This window comes from Sphingobium sp. SYK-6 (assembly GCF_000283515.1).
In the GTDB taxonomy this organism is placed as follows: Bacteria; Pseudomonadota; Alphaproteobacteria; order Sphingomonadales; family Sphingomonadaceae; genus Sphingobium; species Sphingobium lignivorans.
Genome location: NC_015976.1, coordinates 101,455 through 117,985, shown reverse-complemented (window position 1 = coordinate 117,985; position 16,531 = coordinate 101,455). Strand labels below are relative to the sequence as shown.

Genomic DNA, 16,531 nt, shown 5'->3' with positions numbered 1-16,531 from the left:
ACCGCGATGCTCCGGCGCCCCTTGTGCGCGCTCCCTTAATGACTGCGCCGCGTGGGTGCAAGTCCGGGAAAGGCCGTGCCCCCGCCCCGGCGCGACCGCGCCTTGCGCGGCTCGGCCCGAAGTCCTAAGCGCTGCGGCCGACATGGACAATTATCCCCTCCCCGCACGCCGCCTGGTCGCCGAGATGATGGACGCCGCTGCGGGCGTTCCGGCGCGCGCCATCACATTCCAGGGCGCGCCCGGGGCCAACTCGCATCTCGCAGTCATGAAATACGCCCCCGAAGCGCTTCCGCTGCCATGCTTTAGCTTCGAGGATGCGCTGGATGCGGTGCGGGAAGGGCGAGCGGACCGGGCCATGATCCCGATCGAGAATTCGCTGCACGGACGCGTGGCGGACATGCATTTTCTGCTGCCCGAGTCCGGGCTCCACATCACGGACGAATTCTTCCTCCCCATTCGGCACACGCTGATGAGCGCGGATACCACGCCCCCCGTCAGCGCGCTCAGCCATGTGCAGGCCCTTGGGCAATGCCGGAAATATCTGCGCGCACACGGGATCCGACCCATCGTTTATGCCGACACTGCCGGCGCTGCCGCTCTGGTGGCCGAGGTGCGCGAACCGGGCGCAGCCGCCATTGCGCCCACGCTGGCGGCCGAGCTCTACGGCCTCGTGATCCATGAGGAGAATATCGAGGACAGCGAAGACAATGTGACGCGGTTCGTCGTCCTCGCTCGCGACCCCGAATTGCCCTCGCGCGATGAGCCGGTGATGACGAGCTTCCTGTTCGAGGTGAAGAATGTGCCCGCGGCGCTCTACAAGGCGATGGGCGGCTTTGCCACCAATGGGGTGAACATGACCAAGCTGGAGAGCTATCAACGCGGCGCCAGTTTCTCCGCGACCGAATTCTATGCGGACATCGAAGGCATGCCGGGCGATCCGGCCGTGGATCGTGCGCTCGAGGAGCTGAGCTTCCATAGCAAATGGGTGCGCCTGCTCGGCAGCTACCGCCAGGCCCGCCCGCGATCCCTCCACGGCTGATCGCCCTTCGATCAACTCTGGGCGCGTTGGCGGTTGGGGCGGGATCGATTCCCTCCCCTCGCGTGGAGATAGCGCTCAAGGGCGGGGCAAGATGATTCGCGGAGCCCTGACGACAGCGGTGATCATGCGGACAGGATGGAAAGCGCGGACGGCGCGAGGTTCGGCCATGCCGGTCCAACATGGCATTGCGGTCTGGAAGTTCACGAAGATGACGACCCGTCCGTGTCATCTTCCGCTTCCATCATCTTTCGATGCGGCGGACGCCATCGCCCGTTCCGGCAAGCCTGCGCGACCCGACGGAGGATGAAGGTCCCTGATTGAGAAGGAGCCGTGCTTTGCCCGCCCCTGTTTCCAGGAGGAGGCGCCCGGCAGGGGCTGCCACAACGGAAGGGATGTAGGACAGGGAAAAAGCAATGCTGATGGGAACGGGCGCGCGCCTTCGCGCATACTCCCTCAGCCGACCAGTTCCCGGAAAATAGCCGCTCTTCTGCTGCCTGTTTTTTGAGCAGGCCGGAACCGCTGCTTAAAAATTGTGCGTCGCAGCGAGGTGCGCCGATGCACGGTCCCGCTTTAATGCTCCGTTAATCGATTGGCACGGTGCTTGCTTGACTGCCTTGGCATACCACCAAAGGGGGCAGCATGAAACTCATCATGGCAATCATCAAGCCGTTCAAGCTGGACGAGGTGCGTGAAGCCCTCTCCGGCCTGGGGATCGCCGGCATGACGGTGAGCGAAGTGAAGGGCTTCGGGAGGCAGAAAGGCCAGACCGAAATCTATCGCGGCGCGGAATACTCCACGAACATGGTTCCGAAGATCAAGGTCGAGGTCGTCTGCGACGATGCCCTCGCCCCGCGTGTGGTCGAAGGCATTCAACAAGCCGCGAACAGCGGTGCCATCGGCGACGGCAAGATCTTCGTTCTGGACGTCGGTCAGGCCGTGCGCATCCGCACGGGCGAAACCGGCGAGACCGCGCTGTAAGAAAAGGGGGTAACGCATGACACCGATCAAGAAGATCTGCGGCGTGGCGGGGGCAACCGCCCTTTCGCTGTTCGCTGCCCTGCCCGCATGGGCGCAGGAGGCGGCCGCCGAGGCCGCTCCGGCAGTACCCAATCCGGGCAACAATGCCTGGATGATGACGGCGACCGTCCTCGTCCTCCTGATGATCCTGCCGGGCCTCGCCCTGTTCTACGGCGGCCTCACCCGCTCGAAGAACATGATCGCGACCATGACGCAGATCGGCGGCGTGGCCGCCCTCGCGATGCTGATCTGGGTGATGTACGGCTACGGCCTCGCCTTCGGACCCGAGGGCAACTCGGTCATCAGCTGGGGCAAGTTCTTCCTCAGCGGCGTCACCGCCGATTCGACCGCCGCGACGTTCACCGATGAGGTGATCTCGGAATATGTGTTCATCTCCTTCCAGATGACCTTCGCCGCGATCACCGTGGCGCTCGTCCTGGGCGGCATCGTGGAGCGCATGAAGTTCTCGGCGATCATGGTTTTCGCCATCGTCTGGCTGACCATCGTCTATTTCCCGGTGGCCCACATGGTCTGGGAAGCGCGCGGCGTCTTCTTCGTGATGGGCGCGCTCGATTTCGCTGGCGGTACTGTCGTGCACATCAATGCGGGCATCTCCGCGCTGGTGGCGGCGCTCATCCTCGGCAAGCGCAAGGGCTATCCGACCGAACCCATGCCCCCGCACAGCCTGACGCTGACCTTCGTCGGCACCGGCCTGCTCTGGGTCGGCTGGTTCGGGTTCAACGCCGGTTCCGCGCTCGAGGCCAATGGTTCGGCCGCGCTCGCCATGATCAACACCTTCGTCGCCACGGCTTCGGCCGGGCTGTTCTGGATGATTGCCGAGAAGGTCTCGGGCCACAAGGGATCGGCGCTCGGCTACTGCTCGGGCATCATCGCCGGTCTGGTCGCCGTGACCCCGGCCGCCGGTAACAGCGGTCCGTTCGGCGCGATCATCCTGGGTGCGGTCGCTTCGATCGTCTGTTTCATCTTCGTCTCGAAGATCAAGCCGGCGCTTGGCTATGACGACTCGCTGGACGCCTTCGGCATCCACGGCGTGGGCGGCATCATCGGTGCGATCGGCACAGGCATCGTCTATGCTCCGTCGCTCGGCGGCCCGGGCGGCGACGATTACGCGATCAGCGCCCAGCTCGTGACGCAGGTCTCGGCCGTGGTCGCCACGATCGTCATCTCCGCCGTCGGCACCGCCATCGCCATGTACATCGCCAAGGCTCTCACGGGCCTGCGTGTCAGCACGGAAGTCGAGCAGGAAGGCCTCGACCTCGGCGAGCACGGCGAGCGCGCCTACAACTGATCAAATTTGGCCGGGCGGCCCGTGGGGGCGCCGCCCGGCCCGACGATGTTCCTCCTGCGAACAGCCCTGGGGCCGGTGCCATGCGCATCGGCCTCTTTTTGATCTGATATTTGGCGGGAGCGCGCGCCGCTCATCCGTGATCGGCGCATGGGTGGGCAAAGGGCTCCCTGAGCCGCGGCCGGATCATCAGCGGCGCCGCGCCAATCCCATGCATCCGTCGCGATGCGCACCGGCTTTGCATTGTGGCCGCCGGAAGCGCATAACCGCCACCGGGAGGGCTGCTCATGCCGATCGAACTCGCCATTCTTGCCTGGGGCTGCGTGCTTGGGCTCGTCCACATCTTCGCTGCCGCGCATGTGAAGACGCGGCAATATGGCACGACCTGGAACATGGGCGCGCGCGACGAAGCGCTGCCGCCCGCCGAGCCTGTGGTGGGACGCCTGACCCGGGCCCAATCCAACTTCTTCGAGACTTTTCCGATCGTCGCGATCGCGATCCTGATCGACTGGGCTGCCGGCCTGCTGGGCACGACGACGACATGGGGCGCCTTCCTCTGGCTGGGCGCGCGCATCGTCTACCTGCCGCTCTACGCGGCCGGCGTCCCCGTGGTCCGCACATTAGCCTTCGGTGTCAGCCTGATCGGCATCGCGATGCTGCTCTGGCCCGCGCTGCGCGCCACAGTCTGAGCTGGTTTCGGTCGGGCCAACCCGCCCCTTGATGCCGCTCGTGCCGGGCCTGCAACGCGCTGCTGCGTCTGCCCGGTGGGAGGTCAGATAGTGCCGGCCGCCAGAGCGTGCATCATTTCGCGGATCGGCGTCACATCATAGCCGGCGTCACGCGCCGTCGCAGCGATCGCCTCGGGTTCGTCGCCAGCCCGCGCCCGGGCGAGGGCCCAGAGCAGCGTGCTGCGCGTGCCTGACCGGCAGTAGCAAAGCGCCTTGCCCTCGCCGCTGGCCGCCAGCGCCTCATCCAGCGCATCGAGCTGCCAGGGCGCGAAGCCGCTGTGCGACACGGGAATGGCCACATAGTCCATGCCGGCCGCCTGCGCCGCGGCTTCGATCTGCGCACCCGGCGTCTGGTCGGGCGATTCGCCTTCCGGCCGGTTGTTGACGATGAGCGTGACACCCAGCGCCCTGGCTTCCTCGACGGTCCCGACATCGATCTGGGGCGAGACGAAAATGGACGGCGTCAGTCGCTTGAGCATCGCGGCACTCCCTGATGAGACCGGCATCCCTACGCTGCCTGCACCCTCCGGCGCAAGGCAACCCCCGGCACAAGGCAAGCCGGGGGGAGCAAGCTGGCCCCCTCAAGCGTCGTGAACGGGTCCGGCAGACCGGGCCGCTCCTGCGCCCGTCAGCCCAGTGGCTTCTCGTAGATCACATAGCTCTTGTTGATGCGGCTATCGATCGCCTCGGCGATGGCCACCATTCCCTGATTGTCGTCCAGAATCCAGCCGATCTCTCCCCGGCTCGATCCATATTCGACGACAGCGTCGCGGCGGATATATTCGATCATCATGAAGGCGAGCTGGCTTGCCATGCGCGATGATTGCAGGCGCTGCACCACGCCCATCAGCGGCACGCGCATCGTGCGGCACCGCGGCCGGCGCAGCCACCAGAGCAGCTTCGCCCAGCCGAAGGGCAAGAGCGAGCCGTTGAGCGGTGCCAGCGCCTCGTTGAGATCGGGCAGGGTCATCATGAAGGCGACGGGCTCGCCGTCCAGCTCCGCGATGCGGATGAGATCCTCCCGGACGATCGGCTTCAGCTCCTTGCCGAAATGGGCGACCTCATGGTCGGTGATCGGCACGAAGCCCCAGTTCCGGTCCCAGGCGTCGTTGAGAATCGAAAGGATGATGGCCGCTTCCGAATCGAAGCGCGACTTGTCGACCTTGCGGATGTTGATGCGCTCGTTGCGCTCGCCGGACTGGACGATGCGCTGGATGAGCGGCGGAAAATCCTGGGTGATGTCCAGCTCGAAGGTGTTGAGCGTCTTGGCGGGCGTGTAGCCGGCGGCCTGGATCCACTCCTGATAGACCGGCCTGGCGTGGCCCATCATCACCGTGGGCGGATGATCGAAGCCTTTCACCAGCAGCCCCGGCTCTTCCCAGATGGAAAGGGAAATCGGCCCGAGCACGCGCGACATGCCCTGCGCGCGCAGCCAGCCTTCCGCCGCACCGATCAGTGCGGCCGCGCTCGCCGCGTCCTTCGCCTCGAACAGTCCGAAATTGCCGGTGCCCGGCCCCATGCCCTGCTCAGGCGGCATGGACAGGGCGAGATGATCGATATGCGCGCTGATGCGTCCGGTCACTTCCCGGCCCCGGCGGGCGAGAAAATAGCAATGCTCCGCATGCTCGTGGAAGGGGTTGTGGCCCGGCGTCAGCAGCTTGCGCACTTCATCCTTGAGCGGCGGCACCCAATTGGGGTCATCGGCATAGATCGCCCATGGAAGATCGATGAAATCTTTAAGGTCCGCCTTGCCCGAGACGGGTGTGATGACTAGATCGGCATTCGCCACGGCCGTGCCCTCGTCCTGCGCCCGCATCGGACGCTCAATCTGAAAGGATCAGCACAGAGGGGCTGGCGGACGACTTGTCAACCCGCGCCGGACGAACCTCTCCAGCCCGGGACGGAACGAACCACATTGCTGCCATGATCTGCTCGCATTTGCCCTATAGGAAGACGTCATGACCGCAATGGACAACAGAATGGACGCTCGCAACGCCGCATCTTCCCCGCTCTCTGCCGGGGGATTGGCCAGAACGCCGGAAGACAGCGCCATGCTGCGCGCCGCCGTGGAACTCACGCGCGACCTCGGCACCGCCCGCGCTGCCATCTACTGGCCCGACTTCCTCGCTTCGGCCTTCGCTGGCTATGCCGGCCTTGCCGTCGCCATTCTCGCCGATCAGCGCTGGGCGGTCGTGCTCGGCGGGGTGATCGCCGCGCTCGCGCTCTACCGTGCGGTTGGCTTCATCCATGAGCTGACGCATATCCGCAAGGGCGCGCTCCCCGGCTTCCGGCTGGCGTGGAACCTCATGGTCGGCATTCCGCTGCTCGTGCCATCCTTCATGTATGAAGGCGTGCATACCCAGCACCATGCCAAGACGCGCTATGGGACCGCGGACGATCCTGAATATCTGCCGCTCGCGCTGATGAAGCCATGGTCGCTGCCCCTTTTCATCATCGCGGCGATGCTTGCGCCGCTGGCACTGATCTTCCGCTTCGCGGTGTTGACGCCGCTGAGCGTCATGATTCCGCCGCTGCGGCGGATCGTGGTGGAGCGCTATTCGGCCCTGTCGATCAACCCGGCCTATCGCCGGCGCGCCCCGGACGGCGATTTCGCCCGCATGTGGGCCTGGCAGGAAGCTGGCGCGAGCCTGTGGGCCATTACGCTGGTCGCCAGCGTCTTCCTGCTCGGATGGCGCCCGCTGCTGACCGGGATGGTCATCTTCGCGTGCGTGGCCGTGGTCAATCAGCTTCGCACGCTGGTCGCCCATCTCTGGGAGAATGAAGGCGAGCCGATGACAGTGACGGGGCAGTTCCTCGATTCGGTCAACGTGCCGCCGCCCGCGCCGCTGGCCGCGCTCTGGGCACCGGTGGGCCTGCGCTATCATGCCCTTCACCACTTGCTGCCGAGCATGCCTTATCATTCGCTCGGCGAGACGCATCGCCGCCTCGTCGCGCATCTTGGCGACGGCTCGACCTATGGCAAGGCAAGCTATGGCGGCATGGCACCGCTGGTCGCGAAGATCGCGCGCAGCACCATGCGGGCCGGGTAAAGCTTTCCCCTCACCCCCCCGGTCCAAAGGCGCGCCTCGAGGCACCCTGCGCGATGCCTGAGCCTGCGTTGACAGGCTCCAGCCTCTATCCCAGTGGAGTGAAAACTCCCTTGGGATGAGGGAGGACGCTGAAGGCGGGGTGAAGCCTTCCACCTGTCTGTCATGCCGGAAACCCGGCAGGGCCGCTTGAGTGCCGTCAGCCCCCGCCCGGGGGGCTATTCCTCGGTCGTGATGAGCACAGCCTCGCCGACGAAGAGGAACAGCAGGAAGGGCGCCCAGGCCGCGAGCATCGGCGGATAGACGCCCAGATTGCCCATCGAGAGCGCGAAATTATCGGCGACGAAGAAAGCGAAGCCGAGCGCCATGCCGATGACCGCGCGCACGAACAGCTTGCCTGATCGTGCGATGCCGAACGCAGCGACCGAGCCCAGCAGCGGCATGAGCAGCGCGGACAGCGGGCCGGTGATCTTGTGCCAGAGCGAGCCTTCGAGCGACGTGACCGGCCGACCCGCTTCCCGCAGGGTATCGATCGACTCGCGCAGTTCGGAGAAGGAGAGACCGTCGGGATCGACGGTGGAAAGCGTGAACTGATCCGGCGTGATCTCCTTGCCCACCGTCATTGTCGCGACATCCCGACTGGTGCCCCGCACGACGTCGAAAACGCGCACGTCCTCCAGCCGCCAGCCCGATCCGGTGTAGGCGCCGCGCTTGGCATTCATCACGGAAATCAGCTTGTCGCCGTGTCGATCATAGATGTCGATGTCCTGGAGCCGCACGTCGCGGCCACGGCCGGTGATGGTACCGGCGCGGATCAGATCCTCGCCATCGCGCACCCAGATGTTGGACTTGATGCCGCGATCCGCCGGAATCGGGCCGAACTTCGCGTGCTCCCATGCGCTCAATGTTGCAGTGGCCCGCACCACCACACGCTCGTTGAACAGGAAGCTGATGGCGGCGACGCCCAGGCTCGCCAGCATGAGCGGCGCGAGAATCTGGTGCGCCGAGAGGCCGCCGGATTTCATGGCCACCACCTCGCTGTTGGCATTGAGCGTGGTGAGCATGATGATCGTGCCGAGAAGCACCGAAAAAGGCAGGAAGCGCGAAATGATCTGCGGCGCGCGCAGGCTGACATAACGCCACAACTCCCCGTCGCCATTGCCCGGATAGGCCAGAACCGCGCCTGCCTCGCTCAGCAGATCGAGCATCTGCAGGACGAGCACGAGCATCGCCAGCATGGCGAAGCATCGCCACAGGAAAGTGCGGACGAGATAGATGGCGAGCGTGCGCGAGGGGAAGAAGTTCAGGAACATGGCGTCAACTCTCGTGCGCCTTGCGGTATCGGCGATTGCCGATCCGCTTGAAGAGGGCCTTGAACAGGCCGAGCAGCTTGGCGAACTGACGCTCAAGGGCACCGATGGGCTGGCCGCCGGGCACATAAGCCGTCTGATAGTACATCCAGCCGATGATGCCGGCGAAGATGAGAAATGGTCCCCAGAGCGCGAGGAACGGGTCGAGCCGGCCCAACGCGCCCACGGATTCCGCATATTGGTTGATCTTGTGATAGGTCACGATGAAGACGATCGACAGGAAGACGCCAAGCGCCGACGTGGATCGCTTGGGTGGAATCGCGAAAGCGACCGCTGCAAGGGGCAACAGGAGCATCATGGCCACTTCCACCACCCGGAAATTGAAATTGGACCAGGCCTTGGCCCGGTCGAGAGGCGTATTGGTGCTTGAAAGGCCTGTCTTGAACAGTTCCGGCAGGCTCAGTTCCACGTCACCCTCCCCACGAGTGCGGAACTGCTCGATCTTAGGCAGGTCGATCGGCAGGTCGTGCGAGGAGAAGGAGAGGATTCGCGGCTCATTGTAGCTTGGCGAATCGTGGACCAGGACACCTTCGGTCAGGCGCAGGATGATCGTGTCGGGATCATCCGTCGCAAGAAATTGCCCGCGCGCGGCCGTGACCGCGAGCGACTGGCCGCTCCCGCTCTGCATCCGCGCGAAAATGCCGGTGAGCCGCCTGCCCTCCTCCGCGCTCTGTTCGATGCGAATCGTGAAACCATCGCCCAGATTGTTGAACTCGCCGACCTTGATCGAGGCGCCAAGCGCGCCGGAGCGCAACTCGAACCGCAACCGCTCATAGGCATATTTGCTGTGCGGCTGAATGAAGCCGACAATCGCGAGATTGAGCACCGCCAGCACGATAGCGTACATGTAGGGCACTTTGAGGAGCCGGGTGTAGGAGAGGCCCACCCCGCGCAGGATGTCCAGCTCCGAGGACAGGGCAAGACGCCGGAAGGCGAGCAGGATGCCGAGCATGAGGCCAATGGGGATGCCGAGGCCCAGATATTCCGGCAGGAGATTGGCCAGCATCCGCCAGACCACGCTGACCGGCCCGCCTTCCGTCGCGACGAAGACGAACAGGCGCTGCATCCTGTCCAGCACCAGCAGCATGGCGGCGATCATCAGGCTCGCGATCAGCGGGACGGCGATCAACCGCGCCATGTAGCGATCCAGTGCGGTCAGCATGAGCAGTCTCGCAGAAACCTTCTTGTTTCGTCCAGCGGGCCTGCGGACATGGCCCTTGGCCGTAAGGCGCTTCCGGCAAGGTCGCAACCTCCGAATGCCGCGGAAAAGGCCAACAAGGCGGTCCGACGCGACGGATCGCGCCGGCGGGACGCGGCGCCATCCCCGCATTCCCGCGGGAAAGCGCGCGGTCCGTGCCCCTTCCCGCTGGTCGGCAATCTCACATCAGGCTCAGGCTGCTGCCTTGCCATCGTGACCGGGCGCCACCGCATCGGCGATGGCTTGCGCAAGCTGCGCCACGGTGAAGGGCTTTCGGAGAATGGGAAAGCCCGCAAGCTGCGCGGTCATGCCCTTGTCCCCGGCAAAGCCCGTGACGAAGATCACTGGCCGTTGGGCCAGGACGGCGCCCAGCGTCTCGATCATTTCGGGCCCCGACATGTCGGGCATCAGAACGTCCGACAGGATGAGATCGATGTCGGGATGCGCTTCCAGAAGCTCTGCCGCTTTGCCTGGATGGTCGCAGGGCAGGCTCGCATGGCCGAGCGCGGCGAGGGCGGCGAGCGTGGACCGCAATACGCGCGGATCGTCCTCGACGACAAGGATGGTCAGCCCCCCTCCGGCCGGACCCGCCGCATCGGCTGGCGCGAATGCTCCGGCGGCCGGCGATGTCGCCCCGAAGCCCCGGCCCTCCGCCAGCCGGGGCAGGAGGAGCCGAACGCAGGTACCTTCTCCCGGCGCGCTGCGAATGTCGATCGCGCCCCTGCACTGACTGACGAAGCCGAAAATCTGGCTCATGCCCAGCCCGGTGCCCTTGCCGATCGCCTTGGTCGTGAAAAACGGCTCGAATATCCGCTCCAGAACATCCGGGGTCATGCCTGTGCCGGTGTCGGTCACGCTGAGGCAGACATGATCGCCCGCAGCGCACTGGCCGATTTCCTGCTCCTCCAGCGTGAGGCGCTCGGTCGCGATGGTCAGCGTGCCACGCCCGTCCATGGCATCGCGCGCATTGATCGCCATGTTGACGAGCGCGCTTTCCAGTTGGGCCCGGTCCACCCAGACAGGCCAGTCCCCGGCATCGAGCGCGAGCTCGACCCGAACGCCGCCGCCGATCGCACGCGCGAGCAGATCTTCCATGCCCGCGATCAGCCTGTCGATGTCCACCTGATCGGGAAGCAGAGGTTCTGCGCGGGCGAAGGCAAGCAAGCGCTCGATAAGAGCCGCGGCATGGTTGGCGCCCTCGATCGCGCTGTCCAGATGCGTGATCGCCTTTTCCGGATCCTTGCCCATCTGCCGCCGGGCCACGTCGATCCCGCCGACGACGACCGCGAGCATGTTGTTGAAATCATGAGCGATGCCCCCAGTGAGCTTGCCGAGCGCTTCCATTTTCTGAAGCTGGCGCAGGCTCTGCTCGGCCTGTATGCGCTCCTCCATCTCCCGGTAGAGCTTGGCATTGGCCTCGCGCAGTTCTTCCGTCCGCTGGAGAACCGCCGCTTCAAGATTATCGACGCGGGCCGCTTCGGCGGCGGCGAGGCGGCGCGCGTAACGCCGTTCATTGAGCGCCGCGCTGGCAAACCAGAGCGCCCCGATCGCCGCGAGGAACAGGCCCAGCCCGATCACGCTGTAGCTGTCGTTAAGGCGATTCACGCGCGACTGTGACTGGTTGACCTGAACATTGTGGCGCGCGCGCTCGGCCTCTGCGAGATCGGCGACCGTCTTGAGCGCATCAGCGATGGTGCGGACCGATGCTTCCTTGCGGGTCGCCTCGAGCTGCCCCAGCGCGCCAAGCGACTGCTGGTAGCGGACCCGCAATGCGATCTCGGTCAGGGTCGATCCGCGATCGGTCATCGCCGCGCGCAATCGCGCCACCGCCGCGCTCTGGCGCGCGTTGCCACGCGTGGAGCGCTCCAGGGCCACCAGCTCGCGCATGGCGGTGCCCCACTCGTCCTGAAACTGCCGGCCAACCGCCGCATCATGGCTGATGACGTAGCGGGCCAGTAGCGTCTCGGCGCTGCCGATCCGGGCTTCGACCGTCTTGGCCTGAAGCATGACCTGGTAGCTGTGGCGCTGCAGCGCGATGGCCCGGTCGCGCAGGTCGGCCGCATGGCCGGCGAGATAGATAAGGCAGGCCAGCGCGATCGCGAAGACCACGGCAAGCACAAAAGGCACCCATCGCCGCCAGCGAGGCAGCTCATCGGCGCTGTCGTCGAGGCCTTGTGCGTCCTCTGTCATCTCTAACCCAGGTTAGACCAGGAGAGCGCGGCTGGGGAGCCTTTTTCGCGAACGAGCCCGAGATCGCGCCTCAGGCCGCGATGGCCCCGGTCTGCCGCCCCGCCTGCCTGAACATTTCGAGGATTTCCCCGACCTGCTCGCTCGAGTGCTCGGCGCACAGCGAACAGCGGAGAAGAAACGTGCCCGCAGGCGTCGCCGGGGGGCGTGCCATGTTGACGTAGAGGCCCAGCTCCAGCAGCGCCTGCCACATGGCGACCGCCTGCGTCTGGTCGGTCAGGATGACGGCGATGATCGCGGACTGCGGCGTTTCCGTACCGAGGCGGAAGCCCATGTCCCGCAGGCCCTCGTGCAGCCGCCTGCTGTTTTCCCACAGATGGGCGCGCTTCTCGCTCGCATGCATGAGCTTGCGGATCGACGTCGCGGCCGTCGCGACCACGCTGGGCGGCAGCGAGGCGGTGAACACATAGGGCCGGCAGACAAGCCGCATGACCTCGAACTTGGGGTGATCCGACACGCAGAACCCGCCCACGGTGCCGACCGACTTCGAGAAGGTGCCGACCACGAAGTCGATCTCCTTCTCGACACCCTGCTCCTCATAGACCCCACGGCCGTTCGGGCCGAAGAAGCCCATGCCATGCGCCTCGTCCACGAGGATCATGCAATTGGGATGCTTGCGCACGGCCGCGACCATCTCGGGCAGCGGCGCCACGTCGCCGAGCATCGAATAGACGCCTTCGAGCACCACCAGCTTCTGCGCTTCGGCGGGCAGGCGGCCGAGCCGCTTGTCCAGATCCTCCACGCTGTTGTGGCGGAAACGCACGATCTCGGCATTGCCGAGATAACAACCGTCATAGATGCTGGCATGGCTGTCCGCATCGAGGATGACGTAATCGCCCTTGCCTGCGATCGTCGAGATCATGCCGAGATTGGCCTGATAGCCGGTCGAGAACACCATGGCATGCTGCGTGCCGTAGAAATCCTTGAGCGCGTCTTCGCAGGCCTTGTGGCCCTGGTAGGTGCCGTTGAGCACGCGCGAGCCGGTCGTGCCGGCGCCATATTCGTCGAGCGCCTGCTTGCCCGCCGCGACCACATCCGGATCGAAGGTCATGCCCATGTAATTATAGGTGCCGAGCAGGATCGTCTCCTTGCCCTTGATGATCGCGCGCGTGGGCGAAAGCACCTGGTCCATCACGATCGCGAACGGATCGCGCACACCGGTGGCCAGCAATGCTTCGCGTTCGGCGATCAGCGCATCGAACTTCGAGAACAGATCCTTGTCGCCATCGGCCACGCGCATGGTTGCAGCCTTGTCATCGGTCGGCGCCATCATCGCTCAGCCCTCCGCCCGGAGCTTCAGGACAGCATCCACAAGCTGCCCAACGGTCTCGATCTCCGCCTGCATGTTCATCGTGATGATGATGTCGAATTCATCTTCGACGGCCGCCACGAAATCCATGACCGTGAGACTGTCCCACTCGAGGTCTCCGGCAAAGCTGGTGGTCTCGTTCAGGGCCACGCCCTTCTTGTTGAAAGGTTCGATCTGCGCGGCGACCTGCCCGAAAATGTCCTGGCGATCCGACATGAGTGCTGGCTTTCTTCCTGAAGCGGTTCGTTGCGCGGGGGCATGCCCCGTCCGGCAGTCCTATGGCAAGCGAATAAGGCGGCATTCGGGCAGGGTGCCGCGGTCGGCCGGCCGGTCGCCTCCAGAGCAGAGGGAAGACAGGGCGGAGCGAGTGGCTGCTAGAGGTTTCGACGCGCCACCAGCACGGTCCGTCGCGGATCTTACACCATCCTTTCAAGGGCCTAGGAATTTTCACCAAGCGGGCCTAGCGAGGCGACATGGACCAGAGTCTCTTTTTCACCGCCCAGAGAAGGCACCCGTCGGACAATCATATCCTGATCCTGGCCGCGCTCTTCTGGCTGTTCACCTATGCCGTGATCTCGCTCAGTTCCGAGCTCGCCATGGGCGATGCATTCAATTTGCTGACAGGCCGGCGTCTCGTGGCCGTGACGGCGGGGGCAGCGACATTCTGGCTCGCGCTCAAATATGGCAAGGGCGGGTCCGAGAAGGGCTGGGCCAGTCCGGGGACGATGATCGCGACGATCTTGCCTGCGGCGCTGGTCGTCCTGCTGGTCCGGACGCTGTGGGACGCGGTCGTGGCAGCGGAACCATTGCCGGTCGAAGTGAATATCCGATGGGTGCTGCTCTGGTCCGGCTATTTCGGACTGTGGATCGGGGGCTATCTGGCCTTTCAGCTTCATCGCCACCTGCGGGCAAGAGCGGCGGCCGGAAGCGCGCGCACTCTCACCAACCTCGCCGCCGCGAGGGCGATGCCCCGGCTGGACGATGCAGGGCTGGAATGGGTAGCAGACGTGATCATCGAGGAGGCAGCGCCCCCCGTTTCCGACCAGCTTGACGGCCTCGCGGAGAAGTTGCGCCGCCGGGCCGGCTATGAAGCGGCCGACAGTCTCGACCCGCGCCATAATGAGCGCATCCGGCTGGTTCGCCAGGTTGCGATGCTTCTCGACAATGCCGCCAATCAGGCCCGGCGCACCCCTTCGGGCGACAAGGACGGCAACAATCCCTTCGCGCGATAGGCTGCGGCCGTTGCCTTGAGCCCTGTTTCCGTCGCGATGCCCGGCGCCCAGAAATCGGCGGGAGGGCGCAGGTCCGCGCGCGACACCCAGTCCGCATGGCAGAAATAGGCGGCCCGGTCCGGCGTAAGCCGGGCGCGATCGCCGCGAAGCAGCCGATCGATACGGGCGCCCCATCGGACACAGACCGAGGGCAGGGATATCGTGCGGACGGCCTTGCGCCCGACAGCATGGCCAATCGCCTTGGCGAAAGCGACATGGCTCCAGCCATTCGGCCGGCCATCGTCGACTTCGTAGATCGCTTCCTTCGTCGCCGCGCTTTCCACGCCGCCGAGCCGCACCAGCAGGTCCGCGAGATCGTCGACATGGATGACCGACAGGCGACCCGCCGGGGGCAGCAGCACGAACCCGCGAACGGCCATCTGGAACAGCTCGAGCAGCTCCGCGTCGCCCGGGCCGAAAATGGCCGGCGGGCGCACCATGGTCCAGTCGAGGCCCGAGGCTTCGACATGCCGCTCCGCCTCCGCCTTCGACCACCCATAGTCCGATAGCTGGGGCTCGCGCGCGGCGAGGGAAGAGACGTGGACGAGGCGCTTGATCCCCGCCCGCTCCATCGCTGCAATGACCGCGGCCGTGCCGGTGGCATTGCCAGCCTCGAAACCCTTCCGGTCGGGCGCGTTGACGACCCCGGCGATATGAATGACGGCGTCGCTTTCTTGCACCAGCCGGTCGAGCGCGCCAGAATCCTCCAGGGCCCCCGGGATCCACTCAAGCCCTTCACGCGGAGGCTGCGGACGGCGCGCCAGTGCCCGGACGCTGTGCCCCGACGCGAGCGCGCGATCCAGCGTGGCGCGCCCGACGAACCCCGTCCCCCCGGTGACGGCGAGCCGGCTCAGAGCAGCACCATATGGTCGCGATGGACCATGGCGGCGCGCGGCGTGCCGCCCAGCAGGGCTGCCACATCCTCGCTGCGCTTGCCGATGATGCGCTCGGCGTCCTGACTGTCATATTGCGCCAGCCCCCGCGCGATCACGGCGCCGTCCGGGTCCGCGATGTCGATGACGTCCCCTCTGGCATAGGCGCCACTCGTCCCGGTGACGCCGGCGGGAAGCAGGCTGCGCCCCTGCCGCAAGGCATCGGCAGCGCCCGCATCCACGCTCAGCCGCCCCTTCACCGTAAGGCGCCCCGCCAGCCAGTCCTTGCGTCCCCGCCGCCGGGCAGCGGCACGGAACAGCGTGCCCATGCCGGTCTCCGCCCAATGCCTCAGGGGCGACTCGACGCGCCCGGAGGCAATGGCGAGGTGCGTTCCGGCGCCGGTCGCGATCCGGGCGGCCTGCAGCTTGGAGATCATGCCGCCCGAGCCCATGCCCGAGGCCGAGTTGCCGTCCGCCATGGCGAGGATGCGCGCATCGATCTTCTCGACCAGCGGGATGAGCGTCGCCTCGGGATCGGCCTGCGGATTGGCGGTATACAGCCCGTCGATATCCGAGAGGAGGACCACCGCGTCCGCGCGGGCAGCCTGCCCGATGCGCGCGGCGAGCCTGTCATTGTCTCCGAAGCGGATCTCCTCGGTGGCCACGCTGTCATTCTCGTTGACCACCGGCACGACGCCGAGGCCGATCAGCCGGTCCAGCGTCGCTGCGGCGTTGAGATAGCGCCGCCGGTCCTCGAGATCGCCAAGCGTGACCAGCATCTGCGCGGCCGCGATGTCGTGGCTTGCCAGAAGATCGGCCCAGACCTGGCTGAGGATGATCTGCCCCACAGCGGCCGCCGCCTGCGCGTCCTCCAGCGTGGCCCGCCCGCCCCGGGAGAGTCCCAGCCGCCGGGCACCGAGCGCGATCGCACCGGACGAGACGACGACGATCTGCTGCCCCTCGGCGCGCCGCTGCGCGATCTCGCCAACGAGGCTCTCCAGCCATTTGCGACGCACCGCGCCATCGGGCTCTACGAGCAGGGCTGATCCCACCTTGATGACCACGCGGCGGAGAATGCCGGGCGGGAAGCCGGTAAGATCGTCAGTCGGGGCTCTGGCCTCCACCTG

General features: G+C 65.8%; 15 protein-coding genes. 6 read left to right on the top strand and 9 right to left on the bottom strand.

Going from position 1 to position 16,531, the window contains the following annotated elements:
* Positions 1-142: 142 nt before the first annotated feature.
* The 4 genes from SLG_RS00570 to SLG_RS00555 all read left to right on the top strand — a co-directional run bounded on the left by SLG_RS00570 (position 143) and on the right by SLG_RS00555 (position 4,051).
* Positions 143-1,039 carry a prephenate dehydratase gene (locus tag SLG_RS00570; RefSeq protein WP_014074446.1) on the top strand — a complete coding sequence of 299 codons (897 nt, stop codon included), beginning with the start codon at positions 143-145 and terminating at the stop codon, positions 1,037-1,039.
* 639 nt (positions 1,040-1,678) lie between these two features.
* The gene (locus tag SLG_RS00565) at positions 1,679-2,017 is read left to right on the top strand and encodes a P-II family nitrogen regulator (protein ID WP_014074444.1); all 339 of its coding nucleotides are present in this window, start codon (positions 1,679-1,681) and stop codon (positions 2,015-2,017) included.
* Between the two features lie 16 nt (positions 2,018-2,033).
* A complete protein-coding gene (locus SLG_RS00560) occupies positions 2,034-3,365 on the top strand; it encodes an ammonium transporter (RefSeq protein WP_014074443.1) in 1,332 nt (443 codons plus the stop codon).
* Between the two features lie 284 nt (positions 3,366-3,649).
* Positions 3,650-4,051, top strand: a complete 402-nt coding sequence (locus SLG_RS00555) for an MAPEG family protein (RefSeq protein ID WP_014074442.1) — start codon at positions 3,650-3,652, stop codon at positions 4,049-4,051.
* A gap of 83 nt (positions 4,052-4,134) precedes the next feature.
* On the opposite strand, the gene SLG_RS00550 is transcribed toward SLG_RS00555, so the two are convergent.
* Positions 4,135-4,569, bottom strand: coding sequence for a TIGR01244 family sulfur transferase (locus SLG_RS00550; protein ID WP_041391659.1), 435 nt, complete (start codon positions 4,567-4,569; stop codon positions 4,135-4,137).
* 149 nt (positions 4,570-4,718) lie between these two features.
* On the bottom strand, positions 4,719-5,879 hold the full coding sequence (locus tag SLG_RS00545) for a hypothetical protein (protein ID WP_041392279.1): 1,161 nt from the start codon (positions 5,877-5,879) through the stop codon (positions 4,719-4,721).
* Between the two features lie 190 nt (positions 5,880-6,069).
* Between SLG_RS00545 and SLG_RS00540 the strand changes: the two genes are divergently transcribed.
* Positions 6,070-7,140, top strand: a complete 1,071-nt coding sequence (locus tag SLG_RS00540; protein WP_041392277.1) for a fatty acid desaturase family protein — start codon at positions 6,070-6,072, stop codon at positions 7,138-7,140.
* A 215-nt stretch (positions 7,141-7,355) separates the two neighbouring features.
* Here the strand turns inward: SLG_RS00540 and lptG are convergent, their stop codons facing one another.
* The 5 genes from lptG to SLG_RS00515 all read right to left on the bottom strand — a co-directional run bounded on the left by lptG (position 7,356) and on the right by SLG_RS00515 (position 13,477).
* Positions 7,356-8,450 carry an LPS export ABC transporter permease LptG gene (gene lptG / locus SLG_RS00535; protein WP_014074438.1) on the bottom strand — a complete coding sequence of 365 codons (1,095 nt, stop codon included), beginning with the start codon at positions 8,448-8,450 and terminating at the stop codon, positions 7,356-7,358.
* A 4-nt stretch (positions 8,451-8,454) separates the two neighbouring features.
* Positions 8,455-9,669 carry an LptF/LptG family permease gene (locus SLG_RS00530; protein ID WP_014074437.1) on the bottom strand — a complete coding sequence of 405 codons (1,215 nt, stop codon included), beginning with the start codon at positions 9,667-9,669 and terminating at the stop codon, positions 8,455-8,457.
* 228 nt (positions 9,670-9,897) lie between these two features.
* The gene (locus SLG_RS00525; protein WP_014074436.1) at positions 9,898-11,895 is read right to left on the bottom strand and encodes an ATP-binding protein; all 1,998 of its coding nucleotides are present in this window, start codon (positions 11,893-11,895) and stop codon (positions 9,898-9,900) included.
* A gap of 70 nt (positions 11,896-11,965) precedes the next feature.
* Complete coding sequence (gene spt / locus SLG_RS00520; RefSeq protein ID WP_014074435.1) at positions 11,966-13,225, bottom strand: serine palmitoyltransferase; 1,260 nt, start codon at positions 13,223-13,225, stop codon at positions 11,966-11,968.
* A 3-nt stretch (positions 13,226-13,228) separates the two neighbouring features.
* Entirely contained in the window at positions 13,229-13,477 is a 249-nt protein-coding gene (locus SLG_RS00515) for an acyl carrier protein (protein ID WP_014074434.1), read from the bottom strand.
* Positions 13,478-13,734: 257 nt separating this feature from the next.
* Between SLG_RS00515 and SLG_RS00510 the strand changes: the two genes are divergently transcribed.
* Entirely contained in the window at positions 13,735-14,493 is a 759-nt protein-coding gene (locus tag SLG_RS00510) for a hypothetical protein (RefSeq protein ID WP_014074433.1), read from the top strand.
* Here the strand turns inward: SLG_RS00510 and SLG_RS00505 are convergent.
* Positions 14,436-15,386, bottom strand: coding sequence for an NAD-dependent epimerase/dehydratase family protein (locus SLG_RS00505; protein ID WP_041391658.1), 951 nt, complete (start codon positions 15,384-15,386; stop codon positions 14,436-14,438). The two genes, SLG_RS00510 and SLG_RS00505, sit on opposite strands and share 58 nt — an antisense overlap.
* Complete coding sequence (proB, locus tag SLG_RS00500) at positions 15,383-16,528, bottom strand: glutamate 5-kinase (RefSeq protein ID WP_041392273.1); 1,146 nt, start codon at positions 16,526-16,528, stop codon at positions 15,383-15,385. Before proB ends, SLG_RS00505 begins: the two co-directional genes overlap by 4 nt.
* Between the last annotated feature and the right edge of the window lie 3 nt (positions 16,529-16,531).